The sequence below is a fragment of the Saccharococcus thermophilus genome (genome assembly GCF_011761475.1).
GTDB lineage: Bacteria > Bacillota > Bacilli > Bacillales > Anoxybacillaceae > Saccharococcus > Saccharococcus thermophilus.
In genome coordinates, this window is sequence record NZ_JAASRS010000001.1 from 264,263 (window position 1) to 279,307 (window position 15,045).

13 protein-coding genes are annotated in these 15,045 nt (G+C 45.0%); 10 read left to right on the top strand and 3 right to left on the bottom strand.

Annotated elements, in window-relative coordinates; all coding sequences use genetic code 11:
• Positions 1-4: 4 nt before the first annotated feature.
• The 7 genes from walK to rlmH all read left to right on the top strand — a co-directional run bounded on the left by walK (position 5) and on the right by rlmH (position 6,873).
• Entirely contained in the window at positions 5-1,834 is a 1,830-nt protein-coding gene (walK, locus tag BDD39_RS01510; protein ID WP_166907498.1) for a cell wall metabolism sensor histidine kinase WalK, read from the top strand.
• Complete coding sequence (locus BDD39_RS01515) at positions 1,827-3,164, top strand: YycH family regulatory protein (protein ID WP_166907500.1); 1,338 nt, start codon at positions 1,827-1,829, stop codon at positions 3,162-3,164. The genes walK and BDD39_RS01515 overlap by 8 nt, the downstream gene beginning before the upstream one ends.
• The gene (locus tag BDD39_RS01520) at positions 3,151-3,930 is read left to right on the top strand and encodes a two-component system regulatory protein YycI (RefSeq protein ID WP_166907502.1); all 780 of its coding nucleotides are present in this window, start codon (positions 3,151-3,153) and stop codon (positions 3,928-3,930) included. Before BDD39_RS01515 ends, BDD39_RS01520 begins: the two co-directional genes overlap by 14 nt.
• A 6-nt stretch (positions 3,931-3,936) precedes the next feature.
• Positions 3,937-4,731: an MBL fold metallo-hydrolase gene (locus BDD39_RS01525; protein ID WP_166907504.1), complete on the top strand. Its 795-nt coding sequence runs from the start codon at positions 3,937-3,939 to the stop codon at positions 4,729-4,731.
• 121 nt (positions 4,732-4,852) lie between these two features.
• Complete coding sequence (locus tag BDD39_RS01530) at positions 4,853-6,076, top strand: S1C family serine protease (RefSeq protein WP_166907506.1); 1,224 nt, start codon at positions 4,853-4,855, stop codon at positions 6,074-6,076.
• 78 nt (positions 6,077-6,154) lie between these two features.
• Entirely contained in the window at positions 6,155-6,310 is a 156-nt protein-coding gene (locus BDD39_RS01535) for a CxxH/CxxC protein (RefSeq protein ID WP_166907508.1), read from the top strand.
• Between the two features lie 83 nt (positions 6,311-6,393).
• Positions 6,394-6,873 (top strand): 23S rRNA (pseudouridine(1915)-N(3))-methyltransferase RlmH, encoded by a 480-nt coding sequence (gene rlmH, locus BDD39_RS01540; protein WP_166907510.1) that lies wholly within the window; start codon positions 6,394-6,396, stop codon positions 6,871-6,873.
• A gap of 38 nt (positions 6,874-6,911) precedes the next feature.
• On the opposite strand, the gene BDD39_RS01545 is transcribed toward rlmH, so the two are convergent.
• Positions 6,912-8,147, bottom strand: coding sequence for a diguanylate cyclase (locus tag BDD39_RS01545; protein ID WP_166912208.1), 1,236 nt, complete (start codon positions 8,145-8,147; stop codon positions 6,912-6,914).
• Positions 8,148-8,534: 387 nt separating this feature from the next.
• Between BDD39_RS01545 and desB the strand changes: the two genes are divergently transcribed.
• From desB to BDD39_RS01560, 3 genes are all read left to right on the top strand, one after another.
• Complete coding sequence (gene desB, locus BDD39_RS01550; RefSeq protein WP_166907512.1) at positions 8,535-9,653, top strand: Delta(10) desaturase DesB; 1,119 nt, start codon at positions 8,535-8,537, stop codon at positions 9,651-9,653.
• Between the two features lie 142 nt (positions 9,654-9,795).
• Positions 9,796-11,064: a GntP family permease gene (locus BDD39_RS01555; protein WP_380741377.1), complete on the top strand. Its 1,269-nt coding sequence runs from the start codon at positions 9,796-9,798 to the stop codon at positions 11,062-11,064.
• Between the two features lie 19 nt (positions 11,065-11,083).
• A complete protein-coding gene (locus tag BDD39_RS01560) occupies positions 11,084-12,226 on the top strand; it encodes a glycerate kinase (RefSeq protein WP_166907516.1) in 1,143 nt (380 codons plus the stop codon).
• Between the two features lie 146 nt (positions 12,227-12,372).
• Here the strand turns inward: BDD39_RS01560 and manA are convergent, their stop codons facing one another.
• On the bottom strand, positions 12,373-13,329 hold the full coding sequence (gene manA, locus BDD39_RS01565; RefSeq protein WP_166907518.1) for a mannose-6-phosphate isomerase, class I: 957 nt from the start codon (positions 13,327-13,329) through the stop codon (positions 12,373-12,375).
• A 182-nt stretch (positions 13,330-13,511) separates the two neighbouring features.
• On the bottom strand, positions 13,512-15,038 hold the full coding sequence (locus BDD39_RS01570; protein WP_166907520.1) for an FAD-dependent oxidoreductase: 1,527 nt from the start codon (positions 15,036-15,038) through the stop codon (positions 13,512-13,514).
• Positions 15,039-15,045: the final 7 nt, after the last annotated feature.

Consider the following 15,045-nt stretch of genomic DNA (forward strand, 5'->3'; position numbering starts at 1 on the left):
GCAGATGAAAAAAGTAGGCCCATTTCGTTCGATTCACTTCAAATTTGTCGTTATATACGTTTTGCTTATTCTTGTCGCGATGCAAATCATCGGTGTGTATTTTGTCAGAAAGCTAGAAACAGAGCTAGTACAAAGTTTTAAAAATTCCCTAAATGAACGGGTGACGCTGCTGGCATACAATGTGGAGCAGGCTATGAATAGGGAGAGAGATGCGAAAAGCCCGACGTTAGAAGAAGATATTCGCTCCCTTCTTCACGATTTTGTTTCCCAAGATATTTCCGAAGTGCGTGTCATTGATGACAAAGGCAAAGTGTTGGCAACATCCAACCCTTATATGCAAAATATTGTAGGAAAGCGGACGACAGAGATTTATGTCAAACGATCGCTTGTAACAGGGGAAATAGTCGACCGCATGCTCCTTGATCCCAAAACAGGGCATCGCATGTATATTTCTTCTACGCCGATTAAGTCAGGCGGCGAAGTAAAGGGAGTAATATACGTTATCGCTTCGATGGAAAACGTATTTTCCCAAATGAGGCAAATTAACACAATTTTAGCAACGGGGACCGGCATTGCCCTTGCCATTACTGCTGTGCTCAGTATTTTTTTGTCACGCACGATTACCCGTCCGATTTCCGACATGCGTAAACAGGCATTGGCGATGACAAAAGGGGACTTCTCACGCAAAGTAAAAATTTACGGTTACGATGAAATCGGACAATTGGCGATGACGTTCAATAATTTAACGAAAAAACTGCAGGAAGCGCAGGCAACGACGGAAGGGGAGCGCCGCAAGCTGGAGTCGGTATTGACGCATATGACCGACGGGGTGATTGCGACGGACCGCCGCGGCAGGGTGATCCTCATTAACGACGCCGCCTTGAACATCTTGAATGTTTCACGTGAAACAGTGCTGTCGAGTTCCATTATTGACGTGCTTGGAATCGGTGATCAATACACGTTTGAAACGTTGCTCGAGGAGCGCGATTCGCTTATTTTAGACTTCAGCACCGATGAGGAATTATATATTTTGCGCGCTTCATTATCGGTTATTCAAAAAGGGACCGGTTTTGTGAACGGGTTGATTGTTGTTTTGCACGACATTACTGAGCAGGAAAAAATCGACCGGGAACGGAGGCAATTTGTTGCGAATGTTTCCCATGAGCTCCGTACGCCGCTGACAACGATGAAAAGCTATTTGGAAGCATTGGCGGAAGGGGCTTGGCAAGACAAGGAGATCGCTCCGCGATTTATTCAAGTAGTGCAAAACGAAACGGAACGGATGATCCGCTTAGTCAACGATTTATTGCAGCTTTCTAAACTCGATAGTAAAGATTATAAGCTGAATAAATCATGGATCAATTTTTCCGCGTACTTTCATAAAGTGATTGATCGCTTTGAATTAACGAAAAGCGAAAATATCACATTTGTGCGCAAAATTCCACAGGAAGCCATTTTTATTGAAGTGGATGAAGATAAAATTACACAAGTGTTAGATAATATTATTTCCAATGCTATCAAATATTCTCCGCAAGGCGGAACGATTACGTTTCGTGTCAGAGAGCTTGCCGATGAAATTATTGTCAGCGTCAGCGATGAAGGGGTCGGCATTCCGAAAGCGGACTTGGCGAAAGTGTTTGAACGGTTTTATCGTGTTGATAAAGCAAGATCCCGCAAACTTGGCGGTACTGGACTCGGGCTGGCAATTGCGAAAGAAGTCGTCGTTGCCCATGGGGGAACGATTTGGGCGGAAAGTAAAGAGCATAAGGGAACAACGATTTTCTTTACCTTACCGCTAGAACGTGATCAAAAGGATGACTGGTACGATGTATGAAACAGTGAAGTCGATTGTGTTAACCACTTTAGTGCTCATAAGCATTATTTTAACGTTTGGATTATGGACATACCATCCAAAATATGATGTGTTGCAAAATGACGAATATATTCAGCATGTTTCCGTCAGCAACACTCAAGTAGATACAGCGATGATCGTCCAGCCTTCGCAAATATTGATTCATAAAAATAATGCCCATTATGGAATCGACAAGGATGAGGAAAAAAATGAGATTTTAAAAGAAATAAAAAAATGGACAATCGATGATTTTGAAGATATTTCTTCGACGATTCCAACCGGAAAATTTTTATCGTTTTTATACGAAAAACAAAGACTGGAGCTCGTTTATCCCGATAGCATTCCTATCGATGTGTACCGGTCCATTTTCCAAATTAAAGATAAAGGGATAAAAAATGTCTATTTTGACCGCATTGTCATTCCATTAGCGAACAAAAATGAGCTCTCTGTTTATTTTATTTCTACGGAAAAACGGAAAGTGTACAAGGCGCTGGCAAGCGATGTTACATTATCGGAAATAAACAAACTAACCGAGGAAATCGATCGCTATCCGCGCTACTTCCCTTATGCCGTTAGTGAAACGAAGCAGATTTATTTGCCGGAAGAAGAAGTGGTCATGGATCGCCTGCAGTATTATACGGACGAGCTCGACCCTGATAAATTTAAAGAGGCGTTGTTTAGTGATCCAAGTTTTGTAAAAAAAGATTTAATTACATTTGGCGAAGAGTATACGGATGGGTCACGTCTAATGGACGTTGATTTTCTGCAACGAATGTTGCTGTACGTCAATCCGGCGGCGTGGATGGAGAACAGTGACGGGAATGAACAAAATGAGAATTTAATCCAAAAAAGCATTGATTTTGTCAACGAACATGGCGGCTGGACCGATATGTATCATTTTGCAAAATGGAATAAGGAGGAACGGAAAGTTGTATTCCGCCTTACGGTTAACGGCTGTCCCGTGTTTAATGAATACGGTATGTCTGAAATCGTACAAACATGGGGAGGTAGCGACCTTGTAAAATATCAGCGGCCTCTGTTTCGTTTAGAAATTGCCGACCGCGCCCATGTGCCAAAAACGCTATTATCCGGTCATGGAGTGATCGAAAAGCTCGAAAAGATAAAAGGACTTAGAAAGGGTCTAGTCAAAGATATTACAGTTGGCTATGAGCTTATGAAAGATCCGGAACGTGAAAAAGTGATTATTTTAGAGCCGGCATGGTTTTACTTGTATGGCCAGACGTGGAAGAAAGTACCCATAGATGATCAGGATCTTGAAAAAAGAGGAGGGAACGTAAATGGATTGGAGTAAAACAAAGACGATTTTCATTATTACGTTCCTGATCCTCGATTGTTTTTTAGGTTATCAGTTTATGGAAAAGCGAAATAGCAGCCAGTTGGACGTCATTTTAGAAACAACCATTGAAGAGCAGTTGGATGCAAACGGCATCACCTACGTCGAACTGCCGAAAGAAATTACAAAGGCGGCTTATGTGAGCGGCAAAAGCAAGAAGTTTACGGAAGAAGAAGTGAAAAAATTGTCGGGGCAAAAAGTAACGATACAGGATGATAAAGAGCTAAAAGGGACATTCGTGCATCCGATATCGCTCAATTTTAAGGATCCGTACCGGTTGAAAGAATTTTTGCAGCGGCATATTATAGACGGCCAAAAATATACGTTTTGGGCGTTTGATGGAAAATCTAATACGGTCATTTGCTATCAGACGTACGATGGCAAAATCATTTATAATGAAAACAGCAAACTGTTAATACATGTCAATGATCGCAATGAAGCGGTATCTTATGAGCAAACGATGTTAGATGATTTACAAAAATATGAAAGAAAGCAAGACATTGTTCCTGCTATTAAGGCAATCGAAACGTTATATAAAAAAGGATATTTGCAGCCGGGAGACCGCGTTACCTCGGTGGAGCTGGGATACTATGGCCTTGTGCAGTTTACCGCCTCACAAGTATTAACGCCAACGTGGCACATTGTCGTAAACGGGAAAGAAGATTATTTTATTAACGCCTTTGAAGGACAAATCATTAACGATGAGGGGAATGTTTTGGAGTGAGAAATAATGGGGATGCAGTTTAGTGTCTTAGCAAGCGGCAGTACAGGAAATGCATTTTATATAGAAACAGAGCGGCAGCGGCTCCTTGTCGACGCAGGTTTAAGCGGCAAACAGTTAGAGCAATTATTTGCGCAAATCGACCGCCAGCTGCAAGATATCACCGCTGTGTTAATCACCCATGAACATAGCGATCATATTAAAGGGTTGGGCGTGATTGCTCGCAAGTACCGTTTGCCTATTTATGCGAACGAAAAAACATGGAAAGCAATGGAGGGAATGATTGGCGAAATCCCCACCGAGCAAAAGTTTATTTTTCCATTAGGGAAAGTGCAGTCGTTTGACGGCTTGGATGTGGAATCGTTTGGTGTATCGCATGATGCGGCCGAGCCGATGTTTTACGTATTTCATCATGAAGGAAAAAAGCTGGCGCTAATGACAGATACGGGGTATGTCAGTGACCGGATGAAAGGGACGATTGAAAATGCCGATGTCTTTATTTTTGAAAGCAACCATGATGTCGAAATGCTGCGGATGGGAAAATACCCGTGGAATGTCAAACGCCGCATTTTAAGCGATGTCGGCCATATTTCAAACGAAGATGCAGGGCTGGCGTTAGCCGATGTCATTGGCGACCGTACAAAGCGAATTTATTTGGCCCATCTAAGTCAAGATAATAATATAAAAGAATTAGCGCGGATGACAGTAGCACAAGTGTTGGCAAATAAAGGGCTGGGGGTTGGCGATCAGTTTGATTTATACGATACCGATCCGAAAAAAGCAACGGCGTTAGCGTATGTCTGACTATCGTTTTGTCGAAAATAGATAAACGTGTTTACCATGGATTTTTCTGCTTATCCATGATTATAATGAGGAATGGACAGCCTATCGGAAGGAACGATCGTTACGGAAAGGATTGATGCGCATGGGGTACTACGATGACCATTATGAGCAGTACCAGCCAATTCAAAAAAGAAGACGCGGAGGCTGGTTTGTTTCTACGTTAGTAGGCGCTGTGTTAGGGGCGTTTTTAGTAGTAATCTCTATTCCGGCTCTTTCGCGGTGGGACGTGCTTCCTTATGATATTGTCCCGAAAGAAAGTGAACAAGCATCAAATAAGGAAACAGCCAAGGTGCCTCCCATCCAGCAAAACGTTTCCGTTGATGTGACAAGCCAAATAACAAAAGCGATTGATAAAGTGTCCGATGCGGTTGTTGGTGTTGTTAACATTCAAGAAGCGAATTTTTGGTCGCAGGACGGAGAAGAGGAAGCGGGAACCGGCTCAGGCGTCATCTATAAAAAAGAGAATGGGAAAGCTTTTATTGTGACGAACCATCATGTTGTGGAGAACGCCAGTCAATTAGAAGTAAGCTTAAAAGATGGAACAAGAGTGCCAGCGAAGCTGTTGGGAAGCGATGTGTATATGGATTTAGCGGTATTGGAAATCGATGCGAAGCATGTCAAAAAAGTAGCCGAATTTGGCAATTCAGATACAGTCAAACCGGGAGAACCTGTCATTGCGATCGGCAATCCGCTTGGGCTACAATTTGCTGGTTCTGTTACAGAAGGAATTATATCAGGAACGAATCGAACAGTAGAAGTTGACTTAGACCAAGATGGTAGTCCGGATTGGAATGCGGAAGTATTGCAAACGGATGCGGCCATTAACCCAGGTAATAGCGGTGGAGCCCTTGTCAATATTCAAGGGCAAGTTATTGGCATTAACTCAATGAAAATTGCCCAAGAAGCGGTAGAGGGAATTGGATTTGCCATCCCAATTAATACAGTGATTCCGGTTATTTCAGATTTAGAAAAGTACGGGCAAGTGCGTCGTCCATACATGGGGGTAGAGCTTCGGTCTTTAAGCGATATTTCCTCGTATCATTTACAGGCAACACTGCATTTGCCGAAAAATATAACCGAAGGGGCGGCGATCATTCAAGTTGAGCCGATGTCGCCGGCCGCACAAGCGGGCTTAAAGCAATTTGATGTCATCGTTGCCTTAGACGATCACAAAATTCGTGATGTATTGGACTTGCGAAAATATTTGTATACGAAAAAATCGATTGGCGATAAAATGAAAGTGACATTCTACCGTGACGGGGAAAAACATACGGTGACGATGAAGCTGGAAAGAGAATCCTTTTAATCAAGATTGAAAAAGGGGAAAGGAGCGGATTCACGCTCCTTCTTCTTTTTCCACAAGTGGATAAAAGGAGTGGGACCGATGTTTATTTGCTGTGAAGAACATGTGGATATAGCTATTGATATGTATGTGGATGAAACAGAACAAGCCCCTAATATTTCATTGATTCCTGTGGATAACTCCGATCAATCGTGCGATTTTTGCGAAAATAAGGCTGTATATATAGTAGGGAACTAACGTTTTTACACAATATGTGGATATGTATTGTGTATATGTGGATAAGTGTTGTTGATAACATGTTCACAAGGTGGGGATGAGCTGTGCATATTTATATTGTTGCTGTTGGTAAGTTGAAAGAAAAATATTTAGTACAAGGGGTGAATGAATATGCAAAACGGCTATCCGCCTATGCGAAAATCGACCTTATGGAAGTTCCGGATGAGAAAGCGCCGGAACATTTAAGCGAGCAGGAAGCAGAGCAGATCAAGCAGAAAGAAGGAGAACGGATTTTAGCGAAAATTCCTGATGACGCCTATGTCATTGCCCTGGCGATAGAAGGGAAAATGAAGTCATCGGAACAGTTTGCCGCCGATTTGGACAAGCTGGCTACTTACGGAAAAAGCAAAGTAGCGTTTGTGATCGGCGGCTCGCTCGGCTTAAGCAAACAAGTAATGAGGCGCGCCGACGAAGCGTTATCGTTTTCCAAAATGACGTTCCCGCACCAGCTAATGCGTCTCATTCTCCTTGAACAAATTTATCGGGCGTTCCGGATTAATAGGGGGGAACCGTATCATAAATAGGGAAAATGGGGAGTTTGCATAATAAGAGGAACCGTGTGTTACGCGGTTCCTTCATATTTTACTGACACTCTGTTTTTCCCGCAGTTTTTTGATTGCAAAAGCAGCTGATCGGCGTATACGTATGCTTTCTCTATGGATACATGGCCGCCGGTTTGAAAGAAATACAAACCAAAGGAAGAAGTATAGGAGATGAGCCGCTCCTCAGCCTCATACTCTACATATACGACACTTTCGCGAATCGCCTGCAAAATCGTTTCCACGAGCTGGACGCTTTCTTCAAAAGTCCGGTTGCGCAGGAATATCGTAAATTCCTCTCCGCCGCTGCGGAATAAGAAATCGTCTTTATTTAGAAAGCGTTGCAATGTCGAGGCAAAATGCCGGATTACTTGATCGCCGACGGCATGATTATATGTATCGTTAATTTTTTTAAAATTGTCGATATCGGCGACGACAACGCTCATCCATTCATTTGTTTGATTTAATTCGGCTATCTTTTTATCCATAAACGCGCGGTTATGGACACCGGTGAGAAAATCGGTATAGGCCATTTTTTCAAATTGGTCGCGCTCGATTTTATGCTGGATGCTTTGCGATTTGGAGAAAAAGGAGCGGCTGACGAAATAATTAAGCAAAAACAAGCTAATGAGCATGCCCCATCGTTTTTCTTCCAAGAAAATCAACAGCAGGCCGTTCGTTAACGAAGCTTTCCCCATGTCAAACCAGCTTCTTGTTTTAATAAAGTCAATTGCCTCTTGCCATGTTCTTATATCGCCTACAATATGGAAGACAATAATAAGACCAATGTCCGTCAACAAGGAGACGATAACGATTAGCAAAAACAAAAGCAGCCAAAAACCAAACGGGATGCGGTCGAAAAAAGGATAAAGAAGGTGATATAAGTAGAATGCAAGGGAATTAAACGTCACAAAAGAGCCAATATTGTATATCGTATGCAGCCATTCGTCAGGTTCCGCCGTTTTTAGCCATTTTTTCGTAATGTGTTCGGTCAGGCGAAACAATGCCTCAAAAATAAACAATCCAAGAGGGCCGGCAAAAATAGCGAACGATAAACTGTAATTGATGCCGTAATCGACAGGAATATTGCTTTTTGTTTTATCGACGACGCGCAAATGGGAATAAAGGCTAGAAAAAAGCCAGTATAAAAACAGTGCTGTGAAATATGTATCATTGGCGGTAAAAGGTTGGGAATACACGGCGATGGCAATGGAAGTAAAGAAGACAGCAAAAATCAGCTTTCTTGCCCGCGATAGCATCATCTATTTCTCTCCTACGAATCATTGTCAACAAAAATATTCTGATTTAACAGATAATTAATTTTAAAATAATAAGTAGAACAATTTTTATTGTATTTAAAATTATATCTCCATTTTTTCGTTTATTAAATACCTATAATTAGGAAATTTTAGTAGAGCTGGATCATAAAATGATTGACAGGACAAGCTAAAAGATGTTAGCATGAAATCCAAATAACCAATAGCGATTTTAAATTTTAGATACTCGACACATAAAATTGCACGTTTGGTTAAGAAGGATATGGTTCTTCGTTGAGCTAAGCGCTTTGATGAACGCGATGATCCATGGGGGGAGGGTTTCTTTATCGCTGCTTATCAAACGGGGAATGATTTGAAAGGAGCTATTGAATGAAAGAATTTCATACGTTCGGTTGGTATGCGGCAAAAATTTCCCCATATTTACCGAAAAAAGCGTTTCAACCTGTCAAGTCCCGTCTTTTTGGAGGTTTTGCTTATTTATTGTTGACCATCAGTGGAATCCTCGCTGTTTCTCTTTTGAATCTTCATCCGATATGGAATCTCCTCATTTCTGTTGTGCTAGGCTTCAGTTTCGCGTCATTAGGATTTTTAGGACATGAAATTTTGCATGGCACGGTCGTGCGAAAACCGTGGCTGCGCGATGTTCTAGGCGCGATTGCGTTTTGGCCGCTATGCACCGGACCAAAGCTATGGCGAAAATGGCACAATGTGACTCATCATGTACACACACAGGATGAAGAATTGGATCCTGATGCGTGGCCAAGTTTAGAGAAATTAGCCAAAAGCCGCTTATTGCGCTGGGTATACAAGATTCCGTTTCCGATTCGCGCGTTTTTTGCTTTTAGTTCCTTATCGGTGATGTTTACGATTCATTCTATCAAGATGTTAGTGTATTTCTTCAAAGATTTTCAGCCAAAAACTCGAAGAGTCGTATTGCTTCAGTTTTGCCTGCCATGGGCTACGTGGATTGGGCTATTATTAATCATTGGTTGGGAACGTTGGTTTTTCGCCTTTTTGTTGCCGTTGTTCATTGCAAATTTTATCGTGATGAGCTATATTTCTACTAATCATCGTTTAAATCCGTTAGTTCCGGTGAATGATCCGTTAGCGAACAGCCTCTCGGTGACCGTGCCGAAGTGGATCGATGTGCTTCACTTTCACTTTTCGTATCATACGGAACATCATCTCTTTCCAGCGATGAGCTCGAAATATTATCCATTAGTGAAAGAGCATATTAAACGAATGTGGCCGGATAGATATCATGAAATGCCGATGAGTAAAGCATTGGCCGCGCTATGGAAAACGCCGAGAGTCTATTATCAGCAAAATGAACTGATTGAGCCGCGGCAAGGTCATGTTTATGGCGTGCTAGGAAATGGATTGGATCCTGACCATATTATGTATCGAAACTTAGAGACAACACCATTGTCTGACTTAGAGCATAAACGGGTAGTGATGAAAAAAGCGACAGGAGCAGGGAAAGAGTAAAAAGAAGGATTCTTCATCATTGATGAAGAATCCTTTTTTGTTTCATTCAAATCGTATTTGACACTCCTTTTTCGATAAAGGATAAAAATGGAATAGAATTAGTCAATGTAAGTGTTATGAAAATTCATGTGGGAGAGGAATGATGGTGAATATTCAAATAAGCGCCTTAGGAGCGTTTGTTGCCTTAACAGTGGCTATCGTTTTGATTTTGCGAAAAGTTTCTCCCGCCTACGGAATGATCGCCGGAGCCTTTATCGGCGGCATCGTCGGCGGCGCGGATATAACCGATACGGTCAATGTGATGATGGAAGGAGCAAAAGCAATGGTTCCCGCCGTCTTGCGCATTTTGGCCGCCGGGGTGCTGGCGGGAGTGTTAATGGAATCAGGGGCGGCGGCATCGATCGCCAAAACGATTGTTGGCAAACTTGGCGAAACGCAAGCTTTGCTTGCGCTTGCCATAGCGACGATGCTGTTGACGGCGGTTGGCGTGTTTGTCGATGTCGCGGTCATTACTGTCGCGCCGATTGCATTGGCGATTGCGAGACGGGCGAATATCTCGAAAACGGCGATTTTATTCGCAATGATTGGCGGCGGAAAGGCGGGAAACATTATATCGCCAAATCCGAACGCCATCGCCGCGGCGGATGCATTCCATATTCCGCTGACATCCTTAATGGCGGCTGGGATCGTCCCGGCGGTATTCGGGCTTGCTGTTACGTATATCATCGCAAAAAAACTTGCGCAAAAAGGAACGTTTGTTGATGATGTACAGGAAAGAGAAAGCAGCGGGCAAGTGCCTTCGTTCCTTGCGGCCATCATTGCCCCGCTTGTCGCGATATTATTGCTCTCACTGCGACCATTATTTGATATTGCGATTGACCCAATGATTGCCCTTCCAGTTGGCGGTATTGTTGGTGCGCTAGCGATGAAAAAAGGGACGAAGCTGAATGGCTATGCTATGTCTGGATTATCGAAAATGTCTGGTGTTGCCATCATGTTAGTCGGGACGGGGACATTGGCGGGTATTGTTGCTAATTCCTCGCTAAAAGACGCTATCATTAACGGTTTGGATCATTTCGGGTTACCCGCGTACGTACTAGCGCCGATTTCGGGGATTTTGATGTCCGGGGCGACTGCTTCGACGACTGCTGGAACCGCTGTCGCGAGCAGCGTCTTCGGTGCGACAATTATGAGTCTAGGCGTTTCCGCATTAGCTGGAGCCGCTATGATTCATGCCGGGGCGACGGTGCTCGATCATTTGCCGCATGGTAGCTTCTTTCATGCGACGGCGGGCAGCGTCCATATGGAGATAAAGGAACGGCTGAAATTAATTCCGTATGAGTCGCTGATCGGCTTGACACTTACCGTCATCTCGACGCTTATTTTTGGCGTCTTTCGCTTGTTTTCATGATTCTAATGGAGGGAGAAAGATGAAAATCGTTATTGCGCCAGATTCGTTTAAAGAAAGCCTTTCCGCACTCGAAGTGGCGAATGCAGTGGAAAAAGGCTTCCGCGAGGTATTCCCGGAGGCGGAATACGTGAAAGTGCCTATGGCGGACGGCGGAGAAGGCACCGTTCAGTCGCTCGTTGACGCGACAGGCGGACGCATCGTCGAAACGGAAGTGACCGGACCGCTCGGGGAGCGCGTGTCGGCCTTTTTCGGCATGCTTGGCGACGGGAAAACGGCTGCGATTGAAATGGCGGCCGCTTCCGGCTTACACCTTGTCCCGCGGGAAAAGCGCAATCCGCTGGTGACGACAACAAGAGGAACGGGAGAATTAATCCTCGCCGCTCTCGACGAAGGCGCTGAGCATATTATTATCGGCATCGGCGGAAGCGCGACCAATGATGGCGGTGCTGGCATGATTCAGGCACTTGGCGGCCGCCTTTTAGACCGATATGGACAGGAAATCGGCCCTGGAGGCGGCAGCTTGTCCGAACTGGCCGACGTTGATCTTTCCGGGCTAGATGAGCGGCTGAAACGCGTCAAAATGGAGGTGGCCTGCGATGTCGACAATCCGCTGACAGGACCAAAAGGCGCCTCAGCGATATTCGGCCCGCAAAAAGGAGCGTCGCCGGAAATGGTCGCGGTGCTCGATCAAAATTTGCAGCACTATGCCACTGTCATTGAACGGGTGTTAGGAAAACAAGTAAAAGACATCCCTGGCGCTGGGGCGGCAGGTGGTTTAGGCGCGGGGCTGCTTGCCTTTCTGAACGCAGAGCTAAAGCGCGGCGTTGACATTATACTGGAAACGGTAAAATTTGCTGAGAAAATTCAAGGTGCCGCGCTGGTGATCACCGGAGAGGGGCGCATCGATGGGCAGACGATTTTCGGAAAAACGCCTGTTGGTGTCGCTAAAACGGCCAAGCGGTACGGTATACCGGTCATCGCTATTGCCGGTTCTCTGTCCGATGACAGCGACGTTGTGCTGAACCACGGCATTGACGCGCTTTACAGCATTGTCCCAGGAATTATTTCACTGGAAAAAGCAATCGAAAACGCCGAATATTATATTACAAAGGTGGCGCGGAACATTGCTGCGGCATGCAAAATTGGAAAAAATATAGAGTGAGAAGGTCAAAAGACACTATCTTTGACCCAGTGAAGCTAGGGATTACCGGCGCGGATTTTTGAGAAAAAGATATTCAACCTCTCGCGCTAAAACAGTAAATGAAAACATACAAAGGGAGCTGACCATTATAGACAGCTCCCTTTGTATTATGCGCGCGGCCATGAGGCGATTGCTTCTAATGTTCCTTTGATGGCAAAGCGGCCAAATTGATGCGGCAAAATAAAATGATCTCCTTTTTTCAGTGCGTAAGAACGTTCCCCGGATACGAGTTCCCCTTGTCCGTCAAGGATGCTGACGATCAAAAAATGCCGCGTTTGTTCGAATTCGGCAGTCCCGTCGACTTCCCACTTTTGCACGCCAAAGTAGTCGCTTTCGATAAAGGTGGTAACGACAGCGCCGTCCATTTGTGTGACGCGCGGGTGGACAGCGGCGTCGTGATGCGGGACGGTAATGACGTCGAGCGCTTTGTCTAAATGCAGTTCGCGTTTCTTCCCGTTGCTGTCGACGCGGTCATAGTCGTAGACGCGATAGGTCGTATCCGAGCTTTGCTGTGTCTCGAGGACGAGCGTTCCTTCGCAAAGGGCGTGCATCGTGCCGCTCGGGACATAGAAAAAGTCGCCAGGCTTGATCGGGATTTTGCGAAGCAGCTTGTCCCACTGTCCTTGTTCCATCATTTCCTTCAGTTCTTCTTTCGTCTTTGCATGATGCCCATAAACAAGCTCTGCGCCTTGTTTGCAGTCGATAATATACCAGCATTCCGTTTTTCCGAATTCGCCATTTTCATGTTCTTTTGCGTATGCGTCATCGGGATGCACTTGCACCGACAAATCCGCGTTCGCATCTAAAATTTTCGTCAATAACGGAAAGCGGTCCGACGGAAAGTGGCCGAATAAGTCGCGCCGCTCTTCCCATAATTGGCCAAGTGTCATTCCTTGAAATGGTCCATTTTGAACGACGGTTTGCCCGTTTGGATGGGCCGATACCGCCCAGCATTCGCCTGTATGCGGCGAAGGAATCGAATAGCCGAATCGTTCTGCCAGCTTTGTACCGCCCCAAATTCGTTCTTGAAAAATAGGAGTGAGAAAAATTGGCTCGATTTGCACGGAAATCACCCCTTTTATAGAGTTATACAGGTTTTCCTAACTTCATTATACAAAAATATTTTTGTTTATACTTGTTCAAATAATCGTATGACTTCTTCTTTTGTTTTGGCTTGTAGAAGATGTTCGCGAAATTCATCATCCTCATGGAAAGAGAAAAAGAGCTGCCTTATTTGGGCAGCCCTTTATTGTGATGGATAATCCTCGATTTTGTTTAAAGGCCGTTTCGCCGGCCCTTCGACGACATCACCGTGAATGGAGAAGCGCGAGCCGTGGCACGGGCAGTCCCAAGTGCGGTCGCCGCTGTTCCACTCAATTTCGCATCCCATATGGGTGCATGTCGTATCTACGAGGAACAATGTCCCGTCTTCGTCCTTATACGCGCCAGCGCGCTTTCCGTTTACGGTCACGACCGCGCCCTCGCCGTTGGCCAAGTCTTCCGGCTTGCGGACGACCACTTCGATTTTCCCTTCAACAAGGTGTTTCGCGACATCGATATTTTGTGTGAGAAAATGTTTGACGCTTGGGTCGGCATAAAACCGCGACGGCGTATATAAGTCACGGTAGCGGTTGTCGTGTCCCAGGATCAGGTCGCTGATTAGTAACCCCGCCACTGTTCCGTTCGTCATGCCCCACTTGCGGTACCCTGTCGCGACATAAATATTCGGCGTGTCCGCGGTCATGTTCCCAATGTACGGCACTTTATCAAGTGTCGTTAAATCTTGCGCCGACCAGCGGTAAGGGATGTCGGTCACTGTAAATAACTCCGAGGCAAACGACTGCAATGCCTCGTAATGCCGCATCGTTGGGACGCCTTGTCCTGTCTTATGGTTTTCCCCGCCGATTAAAATTAAGTTTTCCCCATTCATGGACGTATAGCGGATCGAGCGTTTTGGATGATCGGCGCTTAAATACATGCCGCCAGGATAGGCTTCAGCGATTTTCACGCCTAATACGTAAGAGCGTTCCGCATACATGCGGGAGAAATAGAAACCGCCGTCATAAAACGGAAAATGGGAACAAATGACGACATGTTCGCACGTCACCCGCTTTTTGTCTCGGGTGACGACAGTCAGCTCTTGTCCTTGCTCGATGTCGGCGGCGGGCGTGTGTTCGTAAATTTTTCCGCCTGCCTGGACAACAGTGTCGACTAGTTTCGTTAAGTATTTCAGCGGGTGAAATTGCGCTTGATTTTTCATGACGACCGCGGCTTTCGCCGGGATTGGAAGCGGGATCGTTTCTAAGAACGCCCCGTCAATGCCGAGCTTTTCATATGCTTTCCATTCATTGATTAACTTCGTTAGCGAGTCGGAAGAAGTAGTGTATATGTATGCATCCTGTTCCTTGAAATCACAATTGATGTCGTGCTGCTTGACTGTATTGCGGATAAAATGCAATGCGTCCATGCATGCCTCATAGTACAGTTTTGCCTTTTCCTGTCCAAGGTGTTGAATAAACTCATCATAAATGATGTCGTGCTGTGCCGTAATTTTTGCGGTCGTATGCCCGGTTGTTCCGTTAAGAAGGCGATCCGCTTCTAATAAAGCGACACGAACCCCCTTTGTAGCAAGCAAATAAGCCGTGGTAATTCCAGAGATTCCTCCGCCGATAATGGCAACACCGGTACGAATATCTTCTTCTAGTTTTGGAAACGAAGGCAGATCGACTGATGTCCGCCAATATGGCTCCAATGATGAAGGAAGAGATGGCATATCACAC

Excerpts from the sequence above, each read along its gene's own strand:
- BDD39_RS01570 (WP_166907520.1), bottom strand. The coding sequence starts at position 15,038 with ATGCCATCTCTTCCTTCATCATTGGAGCCATATTGGCGGACATCAGTC.
- BDD39_RS01560 (WP_166907516.1), top strand. The coding sequence starts at position 11,084 with ATGAAAATCGTTATTGCGCCAGATTCGTTTAAAGAAAGCCTTTCCGCA.
- BDD39_RS01530 (WP_166907506.1), top strand. The coding sequence starts at position 4,853 with ATGGGGTACTACGATGACCATTATGAGCAGTACCAGCCAATTCAAAAA.
- walK (WP_166907498.1), top strand. The coding sequence starts at position 5 with ATGAAAAAAGTAGGCCCATTTCGTTCGATTCACTTCAAATTTGTCGTT.
- BDD39_RS01515 (WP_166907500.1), top strand. The coding sequence starts at position 1,827 with ATGTATGAAACAGTGAAGTCGATTGTGTTAACCACTTTAGTGCTCATA.
- BDD39_RS01525 (WP_166907504.1), top strand. The coding sequence starts at position 3,937 with ATGGGGATGCAGTTTAGTGTCTTAGCAAGCGGCAGTACAGGAAATGCA.
- BDD39_RS01535 (WP_166907508.1), top strand. The coding sequence starts at position 6,155 with ATGTTTATTTGCTGTGAAGAACATGTGGATATAGCTATTGATATGTAT.
- BDD39_RS01555 (WP_380741377.1), top strand. The coding sequence starts at position 9,796 with ATGGTGAATATTCAAATAAGCGCCTTAGGAGCGTTTGTTGCCTTAACA.
- desB (WP_166907512.1), top strand. The coding sequence starts at position 8,535 with ATGAAAGAATTTCATACGTTCGGTTGGTATGCGGCAAAAATTTCCCCA.
- BDD39_RS01545 (WP_166912208.1), bottom strand. The coding sequence starts at position 8,147 with ATGCTATCGCGGGCAAGAAAGCTGATTTTTGCTGTCTTCTTTACTTCC.
- BDD39_RS01520 (WP_166907502.1), top strand. The coding sequence starts at position 3,151 with ATGGATTGGAGTAAAACAAAGACGATTTTCATTATTACGTTCCTGATC.